Annotated in this window: 19 protein-coding genes; 14 read left to right on the top strand and 5 right to left on the bottom strand. The window is 61.8% G+C overall.

What is annotated here, in order from left to right; translation table 11 throughout:
* Window positions 1-178, top strand: a 178-nt coding sequence (locus ACQ5BM_RS09915; protein ID WP_429810535.1) for an electron transfer flavoprotein subunit alpha/FixB family protein, incomplete at its 5' end; no start/stop codon positions are given.
* A gap of 87 nt (window positions 179-265) precedes the next feature.
* Window positions 266-1393, top strand: a complete 1128-nt coding sequence (locus ACQ5BM_RS09910; RefSeq protein WP_429810503.1) for an S-(hydroxymethyl)glutathione dehydrogenase/class III alcohol dehydrogenase — start codon at window positions 266-268, stop codon at window positions 1391-1393.
* Between the two features lie 286 nt (window positions 1394-1679).
* Here ACQ5BM_RS09910 and ACQ5BM_RS09905 read toward each other — a convergent pair whose 3' ends face one another.
* A complete protein-coding gene (locus ACQ5BM_RS09905; protein WP_429810501.1) occupies window positions 1680-2765 on the bottom strand; it encodes an FAD-binding oxidoreductase in 1086 nt (361 codons plus the stop codon).
* Complete coding sequence (locus tag ACQ5BM_RS09900; RefSeq protein ID WP_429810499.1) at window positions 2755-4008, bottom strand: aromatic ring-hydroxylating oxygenase subunit alpha; 1254 nt, start codon at window positions 4006-4008, stop codon at window positions 2755-2757. Before ACQ5BM_RS09900 ends, ACQ5BM_RS09905 begins: the two co-directional genes overlap by 11 nt.
* A gap of 121 nt (window positions 4009-4129) precedes the next feature.
* On the opposite strand from ACQ5BM_RS09900, the gene ACQ5BM_RS09895 reads away from it, so the two are divergent.
* The 11 genes from ACQ5BM_RS09895 (at window position 4130) to ACQ5BM_RS09845 (ending at window position 18805) form a co-directional block, all read left to right on the top strand.
* On the top strand, window positions 4130-5041 hold the full coding sequence (locus tag ACQ5BM_RS09895) for a LysR substrate-binding domain-containing protein (RefSeq protein WP_429810497.1): 912 nt from the start codon (window positions 4130-4132) through the stop codon (window positions 5039-5041).
* A gap of 776 nt (window positions 5042-5817) precedes the next feature.
* The gene (locus ACQ5BM_RS09890; protein ID WP_429810496.1) at window positions 5818-8196 is read left to right on the top strand and encodes an OmpA family protein; all 2379 of its coding nucleotides are present in this window, start codon (window positions 5818-5820) and stop codon (window positions 8194-8196) included.
* Between the two features lie 217 nt (window positions 8197-8413).
* Window positions 8414-9343, top strand: a complete 930-nt coding sequence (locus ACQ5BM_RS09885) for a LysR family transcriptional regulator (RefSeq protein ID WP_429810494.1) — start codon at window positions 8414-8416, stop codon at window positions 9341-9343.
* 20 nt (window positions 9344-9363) lie between these two features.
* The gene (locus tag ACQ5BM_RS09880) at window positions 9364-10344 is read left to right on the top strand and encodes a LysR family transcriptional regulator (RefSeq protein WP_429810492.1); all 981 of its coding nucleotides are present in this window, start codon (window positions 9364-9366) and stop codon (window positions 10342-10344) included.
* A 133-nt stretch (window positions 10345-10477) separates the two neighbouring features.
* Entirely contained in the window at window positions 10478-12550 is a 2073-nt protein-coding gene (locus tag ACQ5BM_RS09875) for a hydantoinase/oxoprolinase family protein (RefSeq protein WP_429810491.1), read from the top strand.
* Entirely contained in the window at window positions 12537-14297 is a 1761-nt protein-coding gene (locus ACQ5BM_RS09870; protein ID WP_429810489.1) for a hydantoinase B/oxoprolinase family protein, read from the top strand. The genes ACQ5BM_RS09875 and ACQ5BM_RS09870 overlap by 14 nt, the downstream gene beginning before the upstream one ends.
* 24 nt (window positions 14298-14321) lie before the next feature.
* Window positions 14322-15149, top strand: coding sequence for an NAD(P)-dependent oxidoreductase (locus tag ACQ5BM_RS09865; RefSeq protein WP_429810488.1), 828 nt, complete (start codon window positions 14322-14324; stop codon window positions 15147-15149).
* Window positions 15150-15192: 43 nt separating this feature from the next.
* Window positions 15193-15942 carry an SDR family NAD(P)-dependent oxidoreductase gene (locus ACQ5BM_RS09860; protein ID WP_429810534.1) on the top strand — a complete coding sequence of 250 codons (750 nt, stop codon included), beginning with the start codon at window positions 15193-15195 and terminating at the stop codon, window positions 15940-15942.
* A gap of 210 nt (window positions 15943-16152) precedes the next feature.
* Window positions 16153-17124 (top strand): ABC transporter substrate-binding protein, encoded by a 972-nt coding sequence (locus tag ACQ5BM_RS09855; protein WP_429810486.1) that lies wholly within the window; start codon window positions 16153-16155, stop codon window positions 17122-17124.
* A 24-nt stretch (window positions 17125-17148) separates the two neighbouring features.
* Window positions 17149-17958 (top strand): ABC transporter ATP-binding protein, encoded by an 810-nt coding sequence (locus tag ACQ5BM_RS09850; protein ID WP_429810484.1) that lies wholly within the window; start codon window positions 17149-17151, stop codon window positions 17956-17958.
* A gap of 10 nt (window positions 17959-17968) precedes the next feature.
* Window positions 17969-18805: an ABC transporter permease gene (locus ACQ5BM_RS09845; RefSeq protein WP_429810482.1), complete on the top strand. Its 837-nt coding sequence runs from the start codon at window positions 17969-17971 to the stop codon at window positions 18803-18805.
* Window positions 18806-19347: 542 nt separating this feature from the next.
* Here the strand turns inward: ACQ5BM_RS09845 and ACQ5BM_RS09840 are convergent.
* The 3 genes from ACQ5BM_RS09840 to ACQ5BM_RS09830 form a co-directional block, all read right to left on the bottom strand.
* Entirely contained in the window at window positions 19348-20364 is a 1017-nt protein-coding gene (locus tag ACQ5BM_RS09840) for an amidohydrolase family protein (protein WP_429810480.1), read from the bottom strand.
* A gap of 32 nt (window positions 20365-20396) precedes the next feature.
* Window positions 20397-21089 carry a class II aldolase/adducin family protein gene (locus ACQ5BM_RS09835; protein ID WP_429810479.1) on the bottom strand — a complete coding sequence of 231 codons (693 nt, stop codon included), beginning with the start codon at window positions 21087-21089 and terminating at the stop codon, window positions 20397-20399.
* Window positions 21090-21186: 97 nt separating this feature from the next.
* Window positions 21187-22176, bottom strand: a complete 990-nt coding sequence (locus ACQ5BM_RS09830) for an ABC transporter substrate-binding protein (RefSeq protein WP_429810477.1) — start codon at window positions 22174-22176, stop codon at window positions 21187-21189.
* Between the two features lie 243 nt (window positions 22177-22419).
* Here ACQ5BM_RS09830 and ACQ5BM_RS09825 point away from each other — a divergent pair, with 243 nt between their 5' ends.
* Window positions 22420-24033 carry an FAD-dependent monooxygenase gene (locus ACQ5BM_RS09825; RefSeq protein WP_429810475.1) on the top strand — a complete coding sequence of 538 codons (1614 nt, stop codon included), beginning with the start codon at window positions 22420-22422 and terminating at the stop codon, window positions 24031-24033.
* Window positions 24034-24086: the final 53 nt, after the last annotated feature.

Below are 24086 nucleotides of genomic sequence, written 5' to 3'. Positions count from 1 at the left end.
CGACCTCTACATCGCCTGCGGCATCTCCGGTGCGATCCAGCACCTTGCCGGCATGAAGGACTCCAAGGTCATCGTCGCGATCAACAAGGACGAGGAGGCGCCGATCTTCCAGGTCGCCGACTACGGCTTCGTTGCCGATCTCTTCGACGCCCTGCCGGAGTTGCAGAAGGCTTTCTGAAGCGTTCCAAGCTATCCGATTTGACGGCTGGCTGGTCGAAATGCGGCCTCTCAATTGATTAAGCCAACAATGTAAAGGGATCCGACAATGGACGTACGCGCCGCCGTTGCCGTTCAGGCCGGCAAGCCGCTCGAGGTCATGACGGTTCAGCTCGACGGCCCGCGGGCCGGCGAGGTGCTGATCGAGGTCAAGGCCACCGGGATCTGCCACACCGACGACTTCACCCTGTCGGGCGCCGATCCGGAGGGCCTGTTCCCGGCGATCCTCGGCCATGAGGGCGCCGGCATCGTCGTCGACGTCGGCCCGGGCGTCACGAGCGTGAAGAAGGGCGATCACGTCATCCCGCTCTACACGCCCGAGTGCCGCGAGTGCTATTCCTGCCTTAGCCGCAAGACCAATCTCTGCACGGCGATCCGCGCGACGCAAGGCCAGGGCCTGATGCCCGACGGCACCTCGCGCTTCTCGATCGGCAAGGACAAGATCCACCACTATATGGGCTGCTCGACCTTCGCCAGCTACACGGTGCTGCCGGAGATCGCCGTCGCCAAGGTCAACCCGGACGCGCCCTTCGACAAGATCTGCTACATCGGCTGCGGCGTCACCACCGGCATTGGCGCGGTCATCAACACGGCCAAGGTGGAGATCGGCGCGACCGCGATCGTTTTCGGTCTCGGCGGCATCGGCCTCAACGTCATCCAGGGTCTCAGGCTTGCCGGCGCCGACATGATCATCGGCGTCGATCTCAACAACGACAAGAAGGCCTGGGGCGAACGCTTCGGCATGACCCACTTCGTCAACCCCAAGGAGGTCGGCGACGACATCGTGCCCTATCTCGTCAACATGACGAAACGCAATGGCGACCTGATCGGCGGCGCCGACTACACCTTCGACTGCACCGGCAACACCAGGGTGATGCGCCAGGCGCTGGAATCGGCCCACCGCGGCTGGGGCAAGTCGGTCGTGATTGGCGTCGCCGGCGCCGGCCAGGAGATCTCGACCCGGCCATTCCAGCTCGTCACCGGCCGTCAGTGGATGGGCACCGCCTTTGGCGGCGCCCGCGGCCGCACCGACGTGCCGAAGATCGTCGACTGGTACATGCAGGGCAAGATCCAGATCGACCCGATGATCACCCACGTGATGCCGCTCGAAGACATCAACAGGGGCTTCGAGCTGATGCATTCCGGCGAAAGCATCCGCTCGGTCGTTCTTTACTGAACCGGGGGCCAACCCCGCCTGCAGACGGAAAATGCCTGTCTCGCACCACCGCGTCAGCGGCCGGCGATACCAATGAACCGCCGGGCACTCGGCCCCGGCCAAAGGAGGGGAATGCCAGCGTTCCGGCCGCGATGGAGGGCGTGCGTGCCCGGCTGCGCGAACCGGGCATGGAGCCCTTGATTGTCTCAATCCCGGCCAGATGGACGGCGAAGAAGAGCAGCGCGCTCAGGACGGCCTGAGATGGTCCGGCCCGACCAATGGTCGGGCCGGGATCATTTGCCAGGACCTAGCGATCGATGACGAGATCGCTCAGCGGTTTCGAACAGCAGGGCAGAAAGAGACCGGCATCGATCTCTCGCTGTCGGATGCCGCCATTGTGCTTCATCTCGACCGAGCCGGAGACGAGCTTCGACTTGCAGGTGCCGCAGACGCCGTTCGAGCAGGACGAGGGGAGCTTCACCCCTGCCTTCTTTGCGCAGGAGAGCACGGTCTGCTCCTCTGCAACCTCGATCTTGCGGGCCTGTTTGGAGAACTCCACCTGGAACCTTCGGGTGGCCGGTTGCTCGACGGCAGGGGTATCGACGTCATCGATCACGGCCGCGTCAAAGCTCTCCTCGATGTAGTTTGACGGGGGAACGCCCAGTTCGGCAGAGATCGTGCGCGCTGCCGCCATGAACGGCGCCGGGCCGCAACACATGACGACGCGTTCGGCAATGTCGGGAACTGCAAGCTTCAGATAGGCTGCCGATATGCGCCCCGTCAGTCCGGACCAGTTGGCTTCACCGGAAACGACTTCCGGAAGAAACTGAAGCCGGAGCCCCTTCACCCGATTGGCCAGGTTGGCAAGTTCGTCGCGGAAGATGAGGTCCTTCGGGGTTCGCGCTGCGTGCATGAAGACGACATCGGATGGCTCGCATGTATCGGCGATCTCGCGGACCATCGCCATGAGCGGGGTGATCCCCGAACCGCCGGAAAGAAACAAATATTTCCTCGCGTTCGGCCGAATGAAGTGGCCGAGGGGACCGTTTGCCTTGACCTTGGCGTTGGCGGTCAGGCTGTCGTGAAGCCAGTTTGAGATTTTGCCGCCGGCTACGCGTTTGACCGTGACCGAAAACGCATTGCTGCGCTTCGGGGAGGACGAGATGCTATAACACCGGCTTTCCGGCTCGCCCTCGACATCAAGGTCGAACAGGAAGTATTGACCGGCTTCGAACGCGAAGCGCTTGCCCTTTGGGCACGCGAAGGTGAATGTCTTCACATCGTGCGTTTCCTGGTGGACATCGACGCAGACCAGGTCCTCGTCCGAATTGCGGTTCCACAAATCGCCAAGGTCAGTACGCTCTGCCGGAGAAAAAGTGCTCTTAGTATCCATGGGCGCGCATCCGGTCGATGTACCACGACGCAAACTTGTCGAGGTTGGTTTCGGAGAAGGGTGAATAGGGACCCGGCACGTAAGCCGGATCCTCGACACCGGCGTGCGACCGGGCGACGAGCTGGGCGTCCTGATCGGTCGTGGCAAGCCAGACGTTGGTCAGTTTCTCGAGGTCGTAGTCGACGCCTTCGACGGCATCCTTGTGCACGAGCCACTTCGTCCGCAAGAGCGTTCTATTCGCCGAAAGAGGTATGACGATCGCAACGATGGCGTGGTCGCCCATGAAGTGGTTCCAGCTGTTGTGGCCCCAAAGATGCATGTCGCCGAGGTCCTTGCGCGACATCGTACCGAGCAGCTTTGCCGATGCGGCGGTCGCATCGGGCGTCTGGGATTCGCCGGCACCCGAAATGATCAGCCGCTGTGTGCGAAAATTTGTGCTGCAGTCCACCAGTTGCTCGACCGCCGCGGACGGGTAGCCGTCGGCCTCCCACAGCTTGGTCCGTTCCTCATAAAGCGAAAAATGCTCCTCGGCCTGGGCTCGATCTTCCGGGCTCAATGCGTCCGGGTCGAAGCCGAAATCGAGATCGACGAAGGAGACGCAGAGCTCGGGGTGGTTGGCGGAGCAATGGTAGCATTCACGGTTGTTCTCGATCGTGAGTTTCCAGTTGCCCTGTTCGATGACATCGGATTCGTAGGCGACCTTGGCGTTGCGGATGTCGTAGGGCGCGAGGCGTTCGGCCATGACGTCGACAAGGCGGTCGATGTCTTCGGGGGCATTGTCGGAAAGGCAGACATAAATGAGACCACTGACCGACTTGAACGTCACGGGTTTGAGGCTGCGGCATTCCTTGTCGAAGCCCTTGCCCATGTGGGGGGCATAGCTCAACTCGCCGGTCAGCTCATAGGTCCAGGTATGGTAGGGACAGACGAGCTTCGAAACGATCGTCTTTCCGGCATCGAGCAGGCGCGCGCCGCGGTGGCGGCAGACATTGTGCATGACGCGGATCTCGCCGTCATCGTCGCGAAGGAGGATGAGACTCGTCTTGCCGATATCGACGACCGTTGCGTCACCCGGCTCAGGCACATCGCATTCAAGGCCGATGCAGATCCAGTGCTGGCGGAAAAAGACCTCGAGATCCGCCTCGAAGACGTCCTCTCGCGTATAAAGACCGGCGGGAAGGGAGTATCCCTCGGCTCTTGCATCAAGGAGCGACGATATGGGAGAAGCAAATGTCTGCAGCATAATTCCACCTTATGTTCCGGTCGAAAGGTCGACGGTTCCAGAGGCAGGATCGCTCAGCTATTCTGGTCACTCAACGGCATAAATATGCGCGTATGACATTACCAAATGTAATGGAACAAAGATGGCGAACCTGAGGAAGAAACTTCCGCCACTCACTGCCTTGACGGCCTTTGAAGCGGCGGCCCGCCTGTCCAGCTTCACGCGCGCTGCGACGGAACTCGGTGTGACCCAGGCTGCCGTAAGCCGGCAAATCCATTTGTTGGAAGAGGATTTCGGCTTCCCCCTGTTTCGGCGGCTCCACCGCAAGATCGAACTGACCGAGAAGGGCAGGCTGCTGTCCGCGGCGGCGGGCGACGCATTCAACCTCATTGCCGACACCGTCGCCGAGCTCCGGTCGGAGAGCGCCGATGACGAACTGGCGATTTCGGCGACTATCTCCTTTTCGCATTTCTGGCTGCTTCCAAGGATCGCCGCATTTTCTCGCGCCCATCCCGAAATCAAGCTTCGCATCATTACGCAGGATGCCCGGACGAGCATCGAAGCAAGCGATGTGGATCTGGCGATCCGCTATGGGACCGGTACCTGGCCGGACGGTCAGGCCGAGCTTTTGTTCGAGGACGAAGTTTTCCCGATTTGCAGCGCCGACTATCTGGTCGCGGCCGGCCCAATCCGCACGGTGGATGATCTCGTTGGTCATCCGCTCATATCGAGCGACACGGACGACCCGACATGGACAGGTTGGGACGAGTGGCTCGCGGCCTTTTTCGTGAAGGCGCCGAAAAAGGCCCGAGGCCTGCGATGCAGCTTCTACACGGAGGCCATTTATGCAGCGTTGAACGGCCAAGGTATCGCGCTCGGTTGGAACCGCCTCGTCGGTGACCTTATAAAGCAAACGCGCCTTGTTCGTGTTACGGATGCATCTATTCGCACCAGGGCGGCCTACTTCGTGGTTGTACCAACAAGGAGGCCACGAAAGGAAAGCGGGCGGCTGTTCATAGAGTGGCTGCGCCAGGTTTCCGCTCTGGCCGACTGACAATTCAAAGCCTCTCGGTACTCGTCGCGCTCCTGAAGCCCGTCGCACAAAGGTGCGCAAGCGGTTTTGCGCGACATGCGAAGTATCGAAAACCTGTAGCACTAGGAGCGACTCCGAATGGCCGCGACGCACTTTTGCCGCGTCGAGGAGAAGGCGGTCGGAGAGCAAAGAGTTTCCGTAAGGGCGGCCAGGTGGGCGGCGACGACTACTTCTCGATGATCCGTGCTGATTGCGACTAATCACGTTCAGAGGTCACCGCGCCAGAGAACTGGGTAAACGATCCCTTGGCGTCAATGGACCGCAGATCTTGCGTCTGTCGGTGGCTTTCTCTTCGTTCCAGTGCGCTTCTCCTTGTGCCGGGTTCGCCATAGAAAAGTGCATGAGCGTGTTGGCGTCCTTGGTATTATTGAGGCCATCCGGATCGAGCCTATCAAGCGGATTGTATGCCGCCGATCGCTCGCTGGCGGCTTCGAGGGGATCGAAAACATGGGCCGGGCCGAACCGCTCGCGCGCCTGGCCAGCAGCTCCGCATTTTCGCCTTTTCGATCAATACAACGGACAAAGCGATCTGCTGTCTGCAGGTACGAGATCGGCCTGCAAGCGGAACCGATCGCTAACTGCGGCGTTGGGATTAGCCTTTGTCCGACACAAAAAAGTCGGAGCCGCGGGTCATGGCCCCCTTGGGGACGCGCGACAGGCGCGCCGCTCGACCCGGCTTTGGTGCGGGCGATAAGCACAACTGGCGCGGGGACGTCAGAATAAGAGGAAGAAAGTTCATGTCGATTCCATCCAAACTTTTCGCAACGGTGGCCTGGCCCTTATTCGCCGTATCATTCGCGATTCAGCCGGCGCTGGCTGAGAGCCTGAAGGCGCCGTTCCAGATAGCGCAGGAAGGGGCTGACCAGCAGTCGCCCGAGGACTTGCTGCTGCTCAAGAAGCGCAAGAAGCAGCGTGCTGCCGAAGAAGGGCAGACAGAACAGCAGCAGCCAAAGGCCGAAGAGCCGCAGCGCCAGGTAGAAGAGCCAGTGCGCAAGAAGCGTAAACAGCAGGCCGAAGAGCAGCAGCCCGCCGTAGAGGAAAGCGCACCGCGGCAGAGTGAAGAACTGCAAGCACCTGTTCGCAAGAAGCGCAAACAGCAAGCCGAAGAACAGCAGCCCGGCGCAGAGGAAAGCGCTCCACGGCAGGCTGAGGAGCAGCAAGCACCTGTGCGCAAGAAGCGTAAGCAGCAAGTCGAAGAACAGCAGCCCGGCGTAGAGGAAGGCGCTCCGCGGCAGGCCGAGGAGCAACAAGCTCCTGTGCCGAAGAAGCGCAAGCAGCAGGCCGAAGGGCAGCAGCCTGGTGCCGAGAAAGGCGCTCCGCGGCAGGCCGAGGAGCAGCAAGCTCCTGTGCCGAAGAAGCGCAAGCAGCAGGCCGAAGGGCAGCAGCCTGGCGCAGAGGAAGGCACTCCGCGGCAGGCCGAGGAGCAGCAAGCTCCTGTGCCGAAGAAGCGCAAGCAGCAGGCCGAAGGGCAGCAGCCTGGTGTCGAGGAAGGTGCTCCGCGGCAGGCCGAGGAGCAACAAGCTCCTGTGCCGAAGAAACGCAAGCAGCAGGCTGAGGAACAGCAGCCTGGCGCAGAGGAAGGCACCCCTCAGAAGGCCGAGGAACAGCAGGTACCTGTGCCCAAAAAGCGCAAGCAGCAGGCTGAAGGACAACAGCCCGAGGAGCAGAAGGCCCTCGAACAGCGTGCCTCACCGAAAGGCGCAACCGGTCAACCCTCCGCCGAGCAGCCGACGCCGCAGACCGGCGAGGGTAAGCAGCAGCCGGTTCCGGGAACCGAACAACCCGCAACGGCTGAACAGCGACAGGGTGAGGAACCTCAGGCCAAGCCCGCTCCGATCGTCGTCGACAAGCGCACGAAGGAAGAGAAGCGCAAGATCGCCAAGGATCCTGCAGCGACCGACGAAACCGTGGTGCTTCCCGTCGATAACGGCGCGGCTGTGCTCGACAGCGACAAGGACGCCGACAATACCGGTGGCGAGCGGGCGCGTGAGGCCCGGCGCAAGCAGCGCGAAGAACTGCGCGCTCAGGAGAAGAACATAGCGCCGCCGACCGACGACGCCGCAGCCCAGGCGGAGATTCCGGCCGAGGTGCGGCAGGCGGTGCCGAAGAGGGTCGAGGCCGCGATCAAGGAAGAAGGCCAACGCGTCGAAGCGGCGCCTGCCTTCGCCGTCCCGGAGACGACGAACATCGTCAACAACACGGTCATCAATAACACGGTGATCAACAACACGACGGTCAACAACACGACGAACAACGATGTGACAGCGGTGCAGGTGGTCGAAAGGGTCGACGATCGCGTCGTCCTCGGCGTCGGTGACCAGATCTTCGTGCGTGGCGACGATCGGCCGAGGCTGCGCCGCGATTCCGAGGAGAGCTACTACGATCAATTGTCGCGCGGCCGCGTTCGCGAAACGATCGTTCGCCCGGGCGGCTACCAGATCGTCACGGTCTACGACCGGTACGGCAACATCCTGCAGCGCTCGCGCGTCGACCGCGACGGCAACGAATATGTGCTGATGTACGCACCAGACTATCAGGAGGAACGTCCGGCGATCGTCGACGTCGGTTACGAGCTGCCGCCGATGCGCCTGACGGTTCCGGTCGACGACTACATCGTCGATTACTCGGAAGAACCGGATCGGGACTACTACGAATTCCTGTCCGAGCCGCCAGTCGAACAGGTCGAGCGAGTCTATACGATCGATGAGGTCCGCAATTCGGCCCGCCTCCGCGACAAGGTCCGGCGCATCGATCTCGACACGATCCACTTCGCGACGGCTAGTGCCGAAGTGTCGATGTCCCAGGCAAAGACACTGCGTACGGTTGCCGACGCAATGCGGAAGATCCTCGACAAGGATCCCGGTGAAACCTTCTTCATCGAAGGGCACACGGACGCTGTCGGCTCCGACCGCTCGAACCTGGTGCTCTCCGACGAGCGCGCCGAGTCCGTCGCAGTCCTCCTGACCGAGGTCTATAGTATCCCGGCGGAAAACCTGGTCACTCAAGGCTATGGTGAGCGCTTCCTGAAGATTCGGACACAGGAGCCCGAAGAGCAAAACCGCCGCGTGACCATCCGCCGCGTGACCCCGCTGGTGCGCCCGGTGGCGCAACGGTAAAGGAAACCTGCATCGCCATGCGTTTGAAGACGACGCATGGCGATGCAAAACTGAGTTTCCGTTTGCTCGCCTCTGCTGACAGCAAGCCGCCGCCGACCTGTCCTTCTTCGCGGTCATGCACCCGCCGCGATCGCCGCCTATACATCGCTTTGCCGTTGCCCTATAGACCAGAGGTACAAATCGCCTCATCGAGGGCTGAGCCATCAACGTCAAGCAGTTGCGCTATTTTGTCAAAGTTGCCGAGATCGGCAACATCACACGCGCTTCAGAGCGTCTGAATGTCGCGCAAACGGCCCTTGGTCAACAGATACGACATCTGGAGGAATCGCTGGGTGTACGGCTTTTCGTACGTCATTCCCGCGGCATTTCCCTCACCGAAGCAGGCGAACTGCTCTATCGGCATGCCAAGAACATCCTCGGCGCGATCGAGGAGGCCCGTCGAGAGGTTACGGCTCTTAGCGACAGCAAGAAGGAAGCAATCCGCCTCGGGATCACGCCAAGCATCCAGGCGCTGATCGGCACGAAACTCCTGAAAGTTGCCGCCGCGAAGCTGCCGCGGGTTTCGCTCGGGATCATCGAGGAACTGAGCTTCGTTCTGATCGACGCCCTGCTGCGCGGTGAAATCGACCTCGCGCTCGCCTATGAACTGGATCGTCGCAGGGATTTGATGGTGACGCCGCTGATCGAGGAAGAGCTGCTTTTCGTCGCGAGCAGCGAACGCCAGGCGCGGCGGGCCTCGATTACTTTCGCCGAAGTCGCCGCTACGAATCTGGCGCTGGTCAGCGAGCGCGATATCATCTGGCGGCGGATGCATGAGGAGGCTCGGCGCCTCCGGATCACCATGAACGTCGCCTTCGAAGTCCAATCGATGCCGGCCATCAAGGCGCTGGTAGCACGCGGCGCGGCGACCACCGTCGTGCCTTTCGGTCTGATGGCCGATGAGATCCAGCAGGGCCTGGTCACCGCCTGTCCGATCTGCGAACCGGCCATCAAGCGCACGCTTTATCTCACCAGGCCGCTAGACCATAAGCCTTTGATCAACGAGCATTCGCTGATCGTCTTTCTCGATACGATTGTCACCCAACTCGCCGAAAGCATGGGGCCCCATGGCACGTTGATCGGTAAGGTAACCGACACGCCCCTCTAGGATGAGCCGCGGAAACACCGATGGATGATACGACCATCAATCTGAGGCAGCTTCGCTATTTCGCGACCGTCGTCGAGATCGGTAGCATGTCGGGCGCCGCCCAGCGCCTGGGCCTCGCCCAGACGGCAATCAGCCTCCAAATCCGCGATCTCGAAAGAGCCGTGGGCGTGAAGCTCCTTGATCGCCATTCGCGCGGCGTCGCCCCGACAGCGGCCGGCCAGGTGCTTTTCGAGCGGTTCCACCAGATCGAGCGTCTGCTCGGCCAGGCCCTGAGCGAGGTCCGGCTTGCCGGACAGGCATCCATCCGACCGTTCCTGATCGGCCTGACGCCCAGTCATATGCGGCTCGTTGGCGCCGATATCCTTCTTTCGGCGAGCCAGCGCCTCGGCTCGATCCAGGTCAAGCTGGTGGAGGAACTGAGCTATGCATTGGTAGGCGCTGTGCGCCGCGGCGAACTCGATCTCGCCTTTGCCTACGACGTCGAGCCCCGCGCCGGACTGACACGCGAAGCGGTGATCGAGGACGAGCTGCTCTTCGTCACCACTCCTGAAAACAGCACCGGAGATGGACCGATTTCCTTTTCCGACGCGCTTGCCCACGAACTGTTCTTCGCCGGAGAGAAAGGCATTGTCGCCTTTGTCCGCACCACCGCCCAGCAGATGGAGCTCGAGCCAAAGATCCGCTCCGATATGCAATCCGTGCCGGCGATCCGCTCGCGCATTGCCGAAGGCGGGGCGAGCCTGTTGCCCTACGGCACCGTCGCCGACGGCGTGAAGCGCCGCCTGTTTGCGATCCGCCGCGTCGAGCAACCCGTTCTCAGCCGTACGCTCTACATGATCCGGCGCAGCGAAGAGCGCTCGCCGCTCGACGATGTCGCGCTCGCCCCCTTCGTGCACGAAGTGGTGCAGCATATGTGTGCGGCCGCGAAGCCCTATGCCAGGATCATAGACAAACGCTTTGATGTCGGGCGTTTCGAAATTGGAAACGCAGGGACGCCATAGCAAAAAACTTATACCTCGCCGCTTTCAACGGTCTTGGACAGTCTTTTGCGGCCAAACTACCTTCCTCCCAGAACAAACGAAACGCGACCCGCCTCGCTGCCGGTCTGCAAGTCTTTGATTCAGGAGGAGAAAAATGGGAGCCTACCGGGTAACCGTCGATACCGGCGGAACCTTCTCGGACTTCGTCTACATGGACGAGGAGACCGGCGAAACATCGATTTCGAAGGTGCCCTCGACGCCCGACGATCCATCCAGGGCGATCCTTTCAGGCATCGAGCTCCTCCTCGGCAAGGGCGTGAAACCGTCCGGCATCAGCTACTTCTGCCACGGCACCACGGTCGGCACCAATGCGCTTCTGGAAGGCAAGGGCGCGCGCACGGGTCTGCTCGTCACCGAGGGTTTCCGTGGCATCTACGAGGTCGGCGAACAGGCGCGACCGCACGGCCCTGCGATCTTCGACGTGATGTATGAACGCCCTGCGCCGATCGTACACCCCTCGACGACGGGTGAGGTGCGCGAGCGCGTCATCGCCGACGGCAGCGTGCTGGAGGCGCTCGACGAGGACCAATTGCGGCGGACGCTACGCGAACTGCGCAGGGAAGGCATCGAGTCGATCGCCGTCTGCCTGCTGTTCTCTTTCCTCGAACCGCGCCACGAGCATCGTGTCCGCGAGATCATCCGCGAGGAAATTCCGAGCTGCGAAGTTTCGCTCTCCTCCGACATCGTGCCGCAGATCCGCGAGTATCATCGCCTCAGCACGACCGTCGTCAACGCCTACCTGCAGCCGATACTGGCGCGCTACATCGACCGCTTGGCCGACAAGCTCTCCTCCATCGGCGTTAAGACGCCACAGAAGTTCATCATGCAGTCCAACGGCGGCATGGCGACCTTTGCGACGACCGCTCGCAAGGGTGTAACAACCGTGCTCTCCGGCCCAGCCGGGGGCGTCACCGCGAGCGTTGCGATGGCGCGCGCTACGGGTTGGAAGGATATTGTCACCTTCGACATGGGCGGCACGTCGTGTGACGTCGCGCTGATCAAGGGCGGAGCGCCGGTTATCAGCAACCGTGGCAAGGTCGAGGGCCGGGATATCGCCATGCCGATGATGGACATCAATACCGTCAGCGCCGGCGGCGGCACGCTTGCTGAAGTCGACCGCTTCGGCGTGCTGCAGGTTGGACCGGAAAGCGCGGGCGCCGTGCCCGGCCCGGCATGCTACCGCCGTGGCGGCACGAAGCCGACGATCACCGACTGCAACCTCCTGCTCGGCTACCTCTCGGAGGACAATTTCCTCGGCGGCCAGATGCGGCTCGATACGGCGATGGCGCGCCATGCGGTCGACACTGCCGTCGCAGCCCCGCTCGGCATGGAGTATCGCGAGGCCGCCGAAGGCATCATCAAGATCATCGATGTGAAGATGGAAGAGGCGATCAAGGCCATTTCCACCATGCGCGGGCATGATCTTCGCGACTTCATGCTGCTGCCCTTTGGTGGCGCAGGCCCGCTGCATGCCTGCCGCATCGCCCGTGATCTCGGCATGGCCGGAGTGGTCGTGCCGCTCCATGCCGGCGTGTTCTCCGCCATGGGCCTCATAATGTCGGACGTCGCCCACGACTATGTTCGCTCGCGGCTTGCCCGGCTCGACGCGGTCTTGCCTGAAGCGGTCGAGAGCGTCTTTGTCGAGATGGAGGCGGAGGCCTTGGCGGAATTGGCGGAGGAAGGTTTCGGCGCGGGCCAGATCCGCCTCATGCGCGCCCTCGACCTGCGCTATGCCGGTCAGGGCTACGAACTCACCATCACAGTGGAAGACGTCGCAAGTCCCGAAGCGCTGGAGGCGGTACGCAGGAAATTCGATGACGAGCATGAACTGATGTTCGGCCACAACGCGGCGGGCGAATCCGTTGAGATCATCTCCTACCGTATCAAGGCGGTGGGGCTCGTCCCGCCGGTGAATGCCAAGTGCTATGAGCCGATGGGCGGCACGGTAGAAGACGCGCTGCTTGGGCACAGGCTCGTTCGGATGGACGGCGAGGACATCCGTTGCGCCGTCTACCAGCGGGAGAAGCTCGATGTCGGCGTGCGCTTCGATGGGCCGGCGGTAATCGAGCAGTTCGACTGCACGACCGTCGTGATGCCGTGTCAGAGCGTCCATGTCGATCAGTTCAAGAACCTCGTGGTGATGGGAGCAGACAATGCTGCAGCGTGATCTTTCGGCCAAACCGACGGCAATCGAACTCGAGGTCATCCGCGCCAGCCTCGGCGGCATCGTTCTCGAAATGCAGAATTCACTATTCAGGACCGGCTTTTCGACCATCATCCGCGAATCCCAGGATGCTTCCTGCGCGTTGCTCGACGCCAATGCCGCCGTGGTGGCGCAGCATGTGGTGCTACCGCTCCATATCGGTGCCTTCCCAGCCTGCACGGCGGCGGTGTTGCGCGCCTTCGGCGATGATATCGCCCCTGGCGATGCCTTCCTGATTAACGACCCCTATGAGGGCGGCAGTCCTCATGCGCCGGACATGGCGGTCATCACGCCGGTTTTCTTCGAAGGTACGCTTGCCGGCTTCTGCGCCAGCATCGCACATAAGGGCGATATCGGCGGCCCGGTTCCTGGTAGTTGCTCCGGCCAGGCGCGCGAAGTCTTCAATGAGGGCTTGCAACTGCCGCCCGTTCGTTACCAGCGCGCTTTTAAGCCATGGGGGGATGTAGAGCGCATCATCGCCGCCAACAGCCGGACGCCCACGCTGGTGCTGGGCGACATCCGCGGTCAACTCGGTTCCGCCCGGCTCGGCGAGCGCCGTCTCGACGCGCTGTTTGCGAAATTCGGGTTGGCGAAATGCCTCGCTGCCTTCGACGAACTCGACGCCATTTCCGAGCGCCGGATGCGGGCCGTGGTTGAAACTTGGCGCGACGGCCTCTTCGAGGCTGAACGCTTCGTGGACGACGACGGCATCGAGCTCGGCAAGCCGGTGCGCATCTATGTGAAGGTTGATAAGAAGGGTGACACGCTGCATTTCGACTTCAGCGGCTCGGCCGACCAGACGCGCGGGCCGGCCAACATCCGCCCACCGCTGCTGCAAGCCGCCTGTGCCTATGCGCTGATCTCGATGGTCGACCCTTCGATCTTCATAGCTAGTGGCATCCTCAAGGCCTTTTCGTTGACGGCCCGGCTGGGAAGCGTGGTCAATCCCCGCTATCCCGCCCCAGTCAACACCTACAATCCGACCGTGCATGCGATCGTCGACGCCGTCTTTGCGGCGCTGGCTCATGTCGTGCCGGAACGGTCGCGGGCCGACGGATGCGGCAGCCGTTCGATCATTCTCGGCGGACGTAATACCAACACCGGCAAGGGCTATGTGCAATACGAGATCGTCGGCGGCGGCGCGGGCGCGAAAGCGAGCGGCGACGGGGCTTCTGGTACGACAGTCAACCAGAGCAATGCCAAGATCGCGCCGATCGAGATCATCGAGAGCGAGTTCCCGACGCGACTGCTCGCTTTCGAACTGATCCGGGATTCCGGCGGCCCGGGACAATTCCGCGGCGGTCTCGGCATTCGCCGGAAATATCTGAACCTCGCCGATGCGCGCTTCTCCATCCGCTCGACCAAGCACGTCATCCCCGCCGAGGGGTACAGCGGCGGTCTGCCCGGCCGCACCGGCGATATCCGCGTCAATCCGAACGACGCGGACGCCAAGCGCTTGCCGACGCGTTGTGCCGACTATCCGTTGATGGAGGGCGACGTCTTCGAGCTGGAGACGCCTGGCGGCGGCGGCTACGGCGACCCGCGGATGCGCGATGCCGCAAAGGTGCTTGCCGATGTGCGGGAGGGCTATGTCTCGCCCGATGCCGCCCGTGAGCTCTACGGCGTCGCGCTCGTGGAAACCGAAACCGGCCTGGCCATAGACAGACAGGCTACGGAGCGCCTCAGGGGCTCGCAAAAGACAGTGGCCTGATGGCCGAAACGGGAGGAAACACCAATGGACGCCAAACTTACCCAATCATCTCTTGCGGCCGGCGTGATCGGCCTCGGTGCGATGGGCTACCAAATGGCCCGCCATCTGAAGGAAAAGAACTTTGCCGTCACCGGCTACGACATTTCCGTCGAGGCCGTCGCCGCCTCACGGGAGATCGGAATTGCGGTCGGCGATGACATCGCCGCCGTCGGCAGCCATGCCGATGTCGTCATCGTCATGGTACAGACCGACAAGCAAGTGGTCGACGTCATCGGTCCGGGTGGCCTGCTTTCGGCGATGAAGCCCGGCTCCGTCATCTGCATCGCCAGCTCGATCGCGCCGGAGACCTGTAAGGAGCTCGAACGGCAGGCGGCCGAAAAGAACGTTGGCGTGCTTGATACGCCAGTCGTGCTTGGCCAGGAGGCAGCGAACAACGGCACGCTGACCGTCTTCGTCGGCGGTGAGGCGAAATGGCTGGAAAAGGCACGGCCGGTGCTTTGCGCCTTCGGCCGAGACATTTTCCATATCGGCCCGAGCGGTACAGGGCAGATCGCCAAGACCGCCAACAACATGCTGTTGTGGGCCTGCATCTGCGCCAACTACGAGGCACTGAGCCTGGCCCGAGCACTCGGTGCGGATGTACCCACGCTCGTTTCCGCACTTACCCATTCCAGCGGAGCGAACTGGTCGCTGTCACGCTGGGGCAAGAGCACCGGCAAATGGGCCGAAAAGGACATGGATGTCGCGCTCGACCTTGCTCAGTCGTGCAAGCTGTCGCTGCCGCTGAACGGTCTCGTGGACCAGCTGATGAAATCGATGAACCGCGAAAAGATGCAGAGCCTGCTGGCGTGAGACGCGGCCGACAGAATTTCGAGGGAGAAGAACAGTGACAAGAATGCTTGAGGGCCAGGTTGCCATCGTCACGGGTGCCGGTCGCAATATCGGGGAAGCGACGGCCAGGTTGTTGGCGGCAGAAGGGGCGCATGTGGCGCTCGTTGATATCAACCGCGAGCTTGCAGGTAACGTCGCCGGAGACATCCGCGCGCAAGATGGATCGGCCGAGGTTTTCACGGCCAATGTCGCCGAGGAGGCGGACGTCAAAAAACTGGTCGCAGATGTCGTCGGCCGCTTCGGCAAGATCGATATCCTCGTCAACAACGTCGCCATCAGCGACAACAAGCACATTCTCGATGTGACCAAGGAAGAGTGGGACCGTGTGATCGCCGTCACATTGACCGGAACTTTCCTGATGTCGAAACATGTCGCGTCGCAGATGGTGGCCCAGGGCCACGGCGGCGCGATGGTCAACATCGGCTCGACCTCTGGCTTCTATGGTCGACCTCGCGCCATCGCCTACACGTCTGCCAAGGCGGGGGTTGCCAATCTCAGCCGCTCGCTTGCGGTTCAGCTGGCGAAGCATAATATTCGGGTCAATTGCGTGGTGCCAAACAAGATCGGCTCGCCAGTGGGTAAGGACAGCTTCGACCCGAGCCGGCCTGTGGTGAACCTGCGCGACCGGCCCGGCGTGCCGGACGATCTCGCGCGCGCTATCCTGTTCCTCGTGTCGCCGGCATCCGATTTCATCGACGGAACAACGCTCTTCGTCGATGGCGGCGTTTCTGCCCTGATGCCCGGTTCGGAATGAAGATCAGCCATAGCGAAAAACTTATACCTCACCACATCCAACCGTCTTGGACAGGCAGGGCGCACGCTCCTAGGCTTTTGCTTTCAGTGGTTTGGTTCGGAGAACGATCAGGGCGGGCTTCATGAATTCAGCGGACGCCCAAGAGCGTGGAGGACGCTCGGGGCGCGAGATCTTAGGGAGGAAAAAATGCAATTGTTCTGGAAGGCATGCTTGGCATTCACAATCGGTCTTGCGGCGGCGACAGCTTCGCCAGCGATGGCCGAAGACGAGGCCGTCAAGGTCAACGTCGCCTATGACGGCTTCACCATGACGACAGCGCCGATGCAGTACGCGCTGGCGAAGGGGCTCTTCAAGAAACACGGGCTCGACGTCAATCTGGTCTATGTCGAAGGCGGCTCGGTTCTCACCCAGGCGCTGGTCGGCGGCTCAATCGACATCGCCCAGAACGGCTACACCCCCTCGATCGCCGCAGCGGTGGCGGGTGCCGATGTCGTCATCATCGGCAGTATGGCCAACAAGTTGCCGTTCCAGCTGGTGGTCGATGCCTCGATCCAGAACGCCGAGCAGTTGCGTGGCAAGAGCATTGCCATCAGCAAGTTCGGCTCCTCGACGGATACGGCCGCGAAGTTCGCACTGAAATCCCTGGGGCTGACGCAGAACGACGTCAACATCCTGCAACTCGGCGGCGAAGGAACCCGCGCGGCCGCCTTTGAGACCAAGCAGGTCCAGGGCTTGATGGTACAATATCCCCGCACTCAGGAGATGGTCGACGAAGGCTCGAAGTTGCTTGTCGATGTTACCGACATCGTGAAGGACTATCCCAACACTGCCTATGTCACGTCCAAAACCTATCTTGCGGAGCATCCGGATGTCGTCAAACGCTTCCTGATGGCCGTCGGCGAGGGACTGCGCGGCTTCAAGGCGAACCCGCAGGACGCGATGGAGGTCACGTCGTCTTTCCTCAAAATGAAGGAAGGGCCGGCGGTGGAGCAGGCATTCCGCTTCTATTCCGAGCGGGTCTATCCGGCCGATCTTCGCCCTTCCATTCCCGGTATCGCCACGGTGCTGACGGAACTGTCCAATACGCTGCCGGCGGCTGCCTCAATCAAGCCTGAATCGCTTGTCGACACCGGTGCGCTCGACGCGCTCGAGAAGGACGGCTTCTTCGAGACCCTCAACTGACGCTATGGCCACGGGAGGCTAGTCATGCTGCAGAAAACACCGACAAAGCTCAGAGCCGATGGCGTCAAGCTCAACTACTACAACGACCGTATCAAACGGGACCTGCAGGTGCTCGACGGAATCGACTTCACGGTCCACGAAGGCGAACTCGTCAGCATTGTCGGCCCGAGCGGCTGCGGCAAGTCGACCTTCCTTGCCGCCGTTGACGGTCTGATTGCCATCCAGGACGGGCGCATCATGATCGACGACAAGGTGGTGACGAGGCCAGGACCTGATCGGGGTCTCGTCTTCCAGCAGGATTCGCTCTTCCCGTGGCGCACGGTCGTCAAGAATGTCGCCTATGGGCTTGAGCTCCAGAAGAACTACAGTAAGGAAGAAATCCGCAAGCGCGCGCTGAAATACGTCGAACTCGTCGGCCTTGCCGGCTTCGAGGAAAACTATCCAAGTGAGCTTTCCGGTGGCATGCGTCAGCGCGTGAACATCGCCCGGGCACTGGCCGTCGATCCACAGTTGCTGCTTCTCGACGAGCCTTTCGCCGCCCTTGACGCTCAGACGCGTGAATTCATGCAGTTCGAGCTTCTGCGCATTCTTGACCGCGCGCAGAAGACGGCGATTTTCATCACCCATCAGATCGACGAGGCGGTCTTTCTGTCCAACCGTGTCGTGGTCTTCTCGGCTCGGCCAGCGCGCGTGAAGGAGGTGGTCGAGATCGATCTGCCGAAGGAGCGCACGCTCGACCTCAAGCATACGCCGCGCTTCATGGAGATCTACCGCCACATCTGGCGGCTGATCGAGGAAGAAAGCACGCGCATGGGTCTTCTCAGGGTTCGATAAGGAGATGATGATGACCACGACATTTGAAAACAGTCCCGTCTCCGTTCGCCGGCGTTGGGAGAGCACGGTCTACGGCTTTCTGGTGCGCCATGAAAACGCGTTGCTGGGCGCCGCCGCGACTATCGTCGCGTTGCTCGTCTGGGAAGCGTCCGTCCTGTTTGGGCTGGTCAACCCGCTCTTCACCAGCTCGCCGAGCCGGATCATCGTCACCGGCTACGCCATGTTTGCCGATGGCAGCATTTATCCGCATCTTGCCATCAGCGGGCTTGAGCTTGCGGTGGGCTATGGCCTGGCCATCATCGTGGGCGTTCCGCTCGGCGTCATCCTCGGTTGGTATCGCCGGCTCGAGGCTGCATTCGATCCGATCATCTCCGCACTCTACGCCACACCGCGTATCGCGCTCCTTCCGTTGATCATGATCTGGTTCGGTATCGGCCTCGGCTCGAAATTTGCCATCATCTTCTTGAGCGCGGTTTTCCCGATCCTGATCAACACGATCTCGGGCGTGCAGACGGTTGAGCGGGACTACGTCAAGGTCGCGAAATCCTTCGGTGCCAACGACCGTCAGCTATTCGTGACGGTCGCCGTTCCCGCCGCGGTGCCGTTCCTGCTCACTGGTCTCCGGCTCGGCCTCGGCCATGCCCTGATCGGCATTGTCGTTGGCGAGATGTATGCCGCACAGGCGGGAGTGGGCTATCTGATCTCCATGGCAGGTGCGACGTTCCAGACCGATCGCGTGATGTTCGGCATCATCCTGATCGCGACCACCGGCGTTATCCTGACAAATATTCTGCGCATGGTCGAACGCCGCTTCGACCGCTGGCGTCCGCCGCAGACCAGCCGTTAGGAATGCCTGCGCTTCCCTCCTGCAAGGCGTTCCGGCCCCAGCAACCCGCGTGAAATTCACGCGGGTTGTTTTCAAATGGTAAATCGAAAGATCGCCGATCCTCCGCTGATGGTCGGTCTGCGCACGGTTGGAGAAGATCCCGCCCTGATTTTTCTTCCGGGAGCAAGGGCCGCTCGCTGCCGATGCTCGGCGCCGGCCGCGTGCCCGACGACCGGCTCGATATCCGATCGCCGTGGCGGCCCCGGATGCGGTGCAACCGATGACGCAGGCCGGCCACCGGTGGCAAAACCCAGGCGTTCTCTTTAAAGGGGAGATGGCCTCGTAGCTTTGTGGCAAGTCGCTTCGATGGCGTGCCTGTCCGGGCCGATGATGAAAGCCGCCTCTCGGGCGGACGGGCGCAGACCGAGGCGATAGGCCGCCGTAGGAAACGGCGCCTACAGCAATCCGGCAGCAACTGTGACGACAGCCCTGGAACCGTATCGTGACGCTTGCGGGGCCGCGTCGGAATGCGCGTTTCCGGTGGCTGCCGCCCGGGTGCCGCCTCAGTTCGTCTTCAATCCGAACAGGCTTTCGGCATTACGGAAACAGATCTTCTCCATATCCTCTTTCGCGAGGTCGAGGCCGTTCAGTATCTTTAGAGTGTCGCGGATGTAACCGGGGCCCTTCTCGGGGTCGAACGGAGAGTCGGAGGCGAAAAGGATGCGGTCGGTGCCATAGAACTCCAGGCCGCAAAGCGTGGCGGCACGCGAGCCGAAGACGGCCGTGTCGGCATAGAATTCCTTGAAGTAGTCGAGCGGACGCTTCTGCAGCCGTTTCAAGACCAGGGTCAAGTCTTCGTCCGAAGTTCGTTTGCCGAGTTGGTCCCAGCCTGGACCGACACGGCCTTCGAAGAACGGCACCATCGCCCCCATATGGTGGGCGAGCACCTTGAGCGCGGGAAGCCGGTCCATGAAGCCTGAAAAGACGAGGCGGGCCATCGCAGCGCTGGTCTCGTAGGGCCAACCGAAGGTCCACCAGATCTCATATTTCGATTTGTCCTCAGTTGCGTAGTCCGGCATGGAGGCCGTACGTGAGGGGTGGAGGAGCACCGGCTTGCCGTGGCGCGCCGCCGTTTCGAAAATCGGAAAGAAGCGTTCCTCGTCAAGCGGCGCGCCGTTGACGTTGCTGTGGATCTGCAGGCCGTTGGCGCCAAGCTCGGTAAAAGCACGTTCGGCCTCCTTCGCCGCCGCTTCCGGCGCGTTCATCGGCAGCGCGGCGACGAAGCCGGCGAAACGATCGGGATGCTTTTGCACGAGCTCTGCCAGGCCGTCGTTGCCGAGGCGGGCGAAATCGGTCGAAAGTTCCGGCCCGCCCATTGCTTCCAGGGGCGGCATGCCGAGTGAAAGGACCTGGGTATAGTCGCGGAATTCGTCCATTACCCGGAAGCGGGCCTCCAGATCGTAAATACAAGGAATACCCTGCATGCGCCGCCCGATATCCTTGCCGGCACCGTCCAGCTGCTGGATCCGCTGCCACAGGGCCTTCGGAAAAAAATGATTGAATGCGTCGATATAGTGCATGGATCTTCTCCGGTACTTTTAGATGACGCGGATCAGCCGCGTGTCAGGCGGCGCACGAGATAGGCGAACGTCGCCTTGAACATCTCTTCGCGAAACATGTGCTTGCGCTTTGCCTTGATGTCGTCGGGTTTGCCGAGTGCCTTGGCGCCACCCGCCGCCTCCACCCACAGCTGCATCATGCAGGCGTTTTCCAGCGACAGGGCGAGATAGACCGCCTGCTCGATCGTCGGTGCGGCGGTGACGAGGCCGTGGTTCTGCAGCAGCATGGCGCCATGCGCCCCAAGTGCGGCGGCCACGGCGCGGCCGCGTTCGGACGTGGTGATGAGCTCAGTTGTCTCGGAAAACACCGGAAGACCCTCGGCGAAGATTGCGCCGGGATGGCCGATGGCCTGCAGCGGCTTGCCGAGCGCGGAAAAGCTCACGGCATGCGGCGCATGGGTATGGACGACTGCGTTGACGTCGGGGCGCGCGCGCAGCAGCTCCGAGTGGATAAAGACCTCGTTGTGGCGGCCGTGTTCTCCCTCGATCTTTTCTCCGTCGAGGCCGACGGTGATGATGTTGTCGAGGGTCATCTCCTCAAGGCCGATCTTCGACGCCTTCATATAGAAGCGGTCCGCGGCCCCCGGGACGCGCACGGACAGGTGCCCGCGCGTCCAGTCGCCTTGGCCTGCCTGTTCGAGAATTCGGCCGGCCTCGATCATGCGTCGCTTCAGGTCTTCGTCCATCCGTGTGTTCTCCGATTGTCTTGCCGGCCACTCGCGGTCCGTTGTCTGCCAGGCGTGTTTGAAATCTTCGATGGCCCCGGCGGGCGTGCCGCAGGCGCTACACACGGTGCTTTTCGCCTCGCTTGCGGCCCTGCGAAAGATCCAGAAACAGCTCGGAGAGCTCGACCTTCCGACCGATGAGCCCTTGCTCCAGGGCGTAACCAACCGCCGTTTCGAGGGTCTTGCGATTCTGGTTACCAAGTCCGTAGGCCCAGGGGTCGTCACCCAGAATCGCCTGCTGTTCCTCCCAGGCCTCGCGATACCAGGCGAGCGGCACGATGCGTGGGTTTTCCATGCGCTCCATGGCGATGCGTTTTGCTTCCGTAAAGGCCTGGTAAAGGTTGATCGGCACCCAGGGATGGCGCTCGACGATCTCGGGGCGAATGCCCAGGACGTGCATGATAGGGAAGATGCCGGTTCGTGCGAAATAGTCGATTTCTTCGCGCTTGTAGTCGGAAAACAGTCGGCCGACGCGTGGGTCCTTCCGCAAGATCGGCTCGATCAGGTCGGGATGCAGCAGCGCATCGATCTCGCCATCGACCAGCATCTGTTCGACGGACTTGTCGTCTGGCAAACGATGGAGCCTGAGGCCCGCGGGCGGTGTGAAATCAACGTCCTCGTCGAGCTCGGCATACCAGTCCATGGACGTGTGCGGCACTCCGTATTCGCTTTCGAGCAGGCCGCGTTGCCAGAGGGTGGCGGTCACGAGGTAATTCTTCACGCCGACCTTGCGGCCGATCAGATCCTTCGGCTCGCGGATGCCGCTCGCCGTATTGGTAAAGATGAAGCCGTGGCGGAAGCGGCGATGCAGGAAGACGGGGATCGCAGCAAAGGGCAGGTTGCGGGCCTTCGCAGCCATGTAGGAAGAAAGCGAAACCTCGGCCACGTCGAATTCGCGGTTTCTCAAAAAACGCCAGTGCCGGGTGGTGGAGTCCATTTCCGTCAGGATGGTGAGATCGATGCCATCCGGCTTGACCGTACCTTCCTTCAAGGCGCGCACGATCTCGTAGTCGCCGCATGCCAGTGTCAGTTCCAGCTTTTTCGTCATGTTCTCCTCCCGCAGCCGTCCCCTCGAAGGCCGCTTCATCACCATGCTTCAGCCGTGTTGGCTTGTCCAGGAAATTTTACAAAATCTCAAAATATGAGATTTATGTACTTTTGTGATTGACGAAAAAAATCGCCTCGCAATACTGCACAGGAGGCCAAAGAGCCGCGCTTTGCTGGCGTTTCCACCCAAATGCGTCCCGCGGTCTCGATCGGCGCGATCAACATAACCAGATGGAATCCCATAATGGATGAGACGGATGTCATTGTTGTCGGAGCCGGCCCCGTCGGGCTGACGCTGGCGATCGACCTTGGGCAGCGAGGCGTGCGCTGCACTCTGATCGAGAAGAAGGCGAGTCCGGAATTCCTGCCGAAAATGGAGCGCTGCAATGCGCGCACCATGGAGATATTCCGGCGCATGGGCCTCTCGAAGAAGATACGGACGGCAGGGCTCGACGCTTCCGTGCCGATGGATGTCTATGTGGTGCTGGCGATGAACGAGCCGCCGCTCCTCAGGCTCCCCTATGCCTCGGTCGCACAGGCGCAGGAGGAGATTGCGCGCTCCCAGGATGCGTCGCTTCCGCTCGAGGCCTATCAGCTCATTTCGCAATACACGCTGGAGCCGCTGCTGAAATCGGTTGCCGAGGAGCTTCCGACGGTCACGGTGCGTTATGGCTGCGAATTCCTGTCGCTGAGGCAGGACGCCCATGGGGTAACCGCCAGGGTTCTGGATGACAAGGGAAATACCAGCGAGATCCGGGCGACGTACCTCGTTGGTTGCGACGGCGGGGCAAGCCCGGTTCGCAAGGAGCTCGGCATCAAGCTGCGCGGCGAGGGCAATCTGCTGCATCTGCGTCAGGCGCTCTACTATAGCGAAACGCTTTACGATCGCATTCCGATCGGTGACGGCCCGGGCCGGGGCCGGCACTATCATGTGGCGGACGGACAGGCGACGTTCCTGATCATGCAGGATTCCACCAGGCACTGGACGCTGCATGCGGTGGTCGAACGCGACGAGGACATGGCCACCCAGTTCGAAAAGGCAGTCGGGACGCCGGTCGACTACACCATGCTCTATGTCGGGCAGTGGAGGCAGAACCTGCTTCTCGCCGACCACTATGGCGCAGGCCGGGTGTTCCTTGCCGGGGATGCCGCCCATCTGGTCATACCGACCGGCGGACTCGGCATGAACACCGGTGTCGGCGATGCGGTCGATTTGGGCTGGAAGCTTGCCGCCACGCTGCAAGGCTGGGGCGGGCCCAATCTCCTCGCCTCCTACGAGATCGAACGGCGGCAGGTCGGCGATAGGAATGTTGGCGCATCCCGCTACGCATCCCTCGGGCGGCGCAAATGGCGCTCTCAGTATCGCTCGAACATTCGCGACGCGACGGTTGAGGGGCAGGAGACGCGTGACAATCTTGCGCGTGTGGCCGATGTCGAACAACGTAAGACCAACGAGATGATCGGTGCGGAGCTCGGTTATCGCTATGTCGGTTCGCCCGTCATAATGGATGAACCCGGTGGCCCGGAGCACCTCTTCCGCGAATATCACCCGACGACCTGGCCGGGTGCGCGCCTGCCTCATATCTGGCTTGAGAACGGGCTGGCGGTGCAGGACCTCATTGGACAGGGATACACCCTGTTGCGGCTTGGTAGAACCAGTGCCGACGACGGGAAGCTCGCCGAGGCGTTCGCCGCGCGCGGCGTCCCGTTCACGGCACTCGATATCTGCGAACAGAAGGCACGCGATATCTATGGCTACGACCTGATCTTGCTGCGGCCGGACATGCATGTCACCTGGCGCGGAAGGAAGGCGCCGGAAGACGCCGCCGCGCTGGTTGCCATGGTGACTGGACACTGATGACATAAGGCCGCGGCTCGCCGAAGGGGCCGCGGCCTGCAAAGGCACCGTCA

The organism is Ensifer sp. B1-9 (genome assembly GCF_050474445.1).
Lineage (GTDB): Bacteria > Pseudomonadota > Alphaproteobacteria > Rhizobiales > Rhizobiaceae > Ensifer.
The sequence above is the reverse complement of the archived record's forward strand: the minus strand, read 5'-3'. Positions and strand labels throughout refer to the sequence as shown.

Excerpts from the sequence above, each read along its gene's own strand:
- ACQ5BM_RS09910 (WP_429810503.1), top strand. The coding sequence starts at position 266 with ATGGACGTACGCGCCGCCGTTGCCGTTCAGGCCGGCAAGCCGCTCGAG.
- ACQ5BM_RS09905 (WP_429810501.1), bottom strand. The coding sequence starts at position 2,765 with ATGGATACTAAGAGCACTTTTTCTCCGGCAGAGCGTACTGACCTTGGC.
- ACQ5BM_RS09900 (WP_429810499.1), bottom strand. The coding sequence starts at position 4,008 with ATGCTGCAGACATTTGCTTCTCCCATATCGTCGCTCCTTGATGCAAGA.
- ACQ5BM_RS09895 (WP_429810497.1), top strand. The coding sequence starts at position 4,130 with ATGGCGAACCTGAGGAAGAAACTTCCGCCACTCACTGCCTTGACGGCC.
- ACQ5BM_RS09890 (WP_429810496.1), top strand. The coding sequence starts at position 5,818 with ATGTCGATTCCATCCAAACTTTTCGCAACGGTGGCCTGGCCCTTATTC.
- ACQ5BM_RS09880 (WP_429810492.1), top strand. The coding sequence starts at position 9,364 with ATGGATGATACGACCATCAATCTGAGGCAGCTTCGCTATTTCGCGACC.
- ACQ5BM_RS09875 (WP_429810491.1), top strand. The coding sequence starts at position 10,478 with ATGGGAGCCTACCGGGTAACCGTCGATACCGGCGGAACCTTCTCGGAC.
- ACQ5BM_RS09870 (WP_429810489.1), top strand. The coding sequence starts at position 12,537 with ATGCTGCAGCGTGATCTTTCGGCCAAACCGACGGCAATCGAACTCGAG.
- ACQ5BM_RS09865 (WP_429810488.1), top strand. The coding sequence starts at position 14,322 with ATGGACGCCAAACTTACCCAATCATCTCTTGCGGCCGGCGTGATCGGC.
- ACQ5BM_RS09860 (WP_429810534.1), top strand. The coding sequence starts at position 15,193 with ATGCTTGAGGGCCAGGTTGCCATCGTCACGGGTGCCGGTCGCAATATC.
- ACQ5BM_RS09850 (WP_429810484.1), top strand. The coding sequence starts at position 17,149 with ATGCTGCAGAAAACACCGACAAAGCTCAGAGCCGATGGCGTCAAGCTC.
- ACQ5BM_RS09845 (WP_429810482.1), top strand. The coding sequence starts at position 17,969 with ATGACCACGACATTTGAAAACAGTCCCGTCTCCGTTCGCCGGCGTTGG.
- ACQ5BM_RS09840 (WP_429810480.1), bottom strand. The coding sequence starts at position 20,364 with ATGCACTATATCGACGCATTCAATCATTTTTTTCCGAAGGCCCTGTGG.
- ACQ5BM_RS09835 (WP_429810479.1), bottom strand. The coding sequence starts at position 21,089 with ATGGACGAAGACCTGAAGCGACGCATGATCGAGGCCGGCCGAATTCTC.
- ACQ5BM_RS09830 (WP_429810477.1), bottom strand. The coding sequence starts at position 22,176 with ATGACGAAAAAGCTGGAACTGACACTGGCATGCGGCGACTACGAGATC.
- ACQ5BM_RS09825 (WP_429810475.1), top strand. The coding sequence starts at position 22,420 with ATGGATGAGACGGATGTCATTGTTGTCGGAGCCGGCCCCGTCGGGCTG.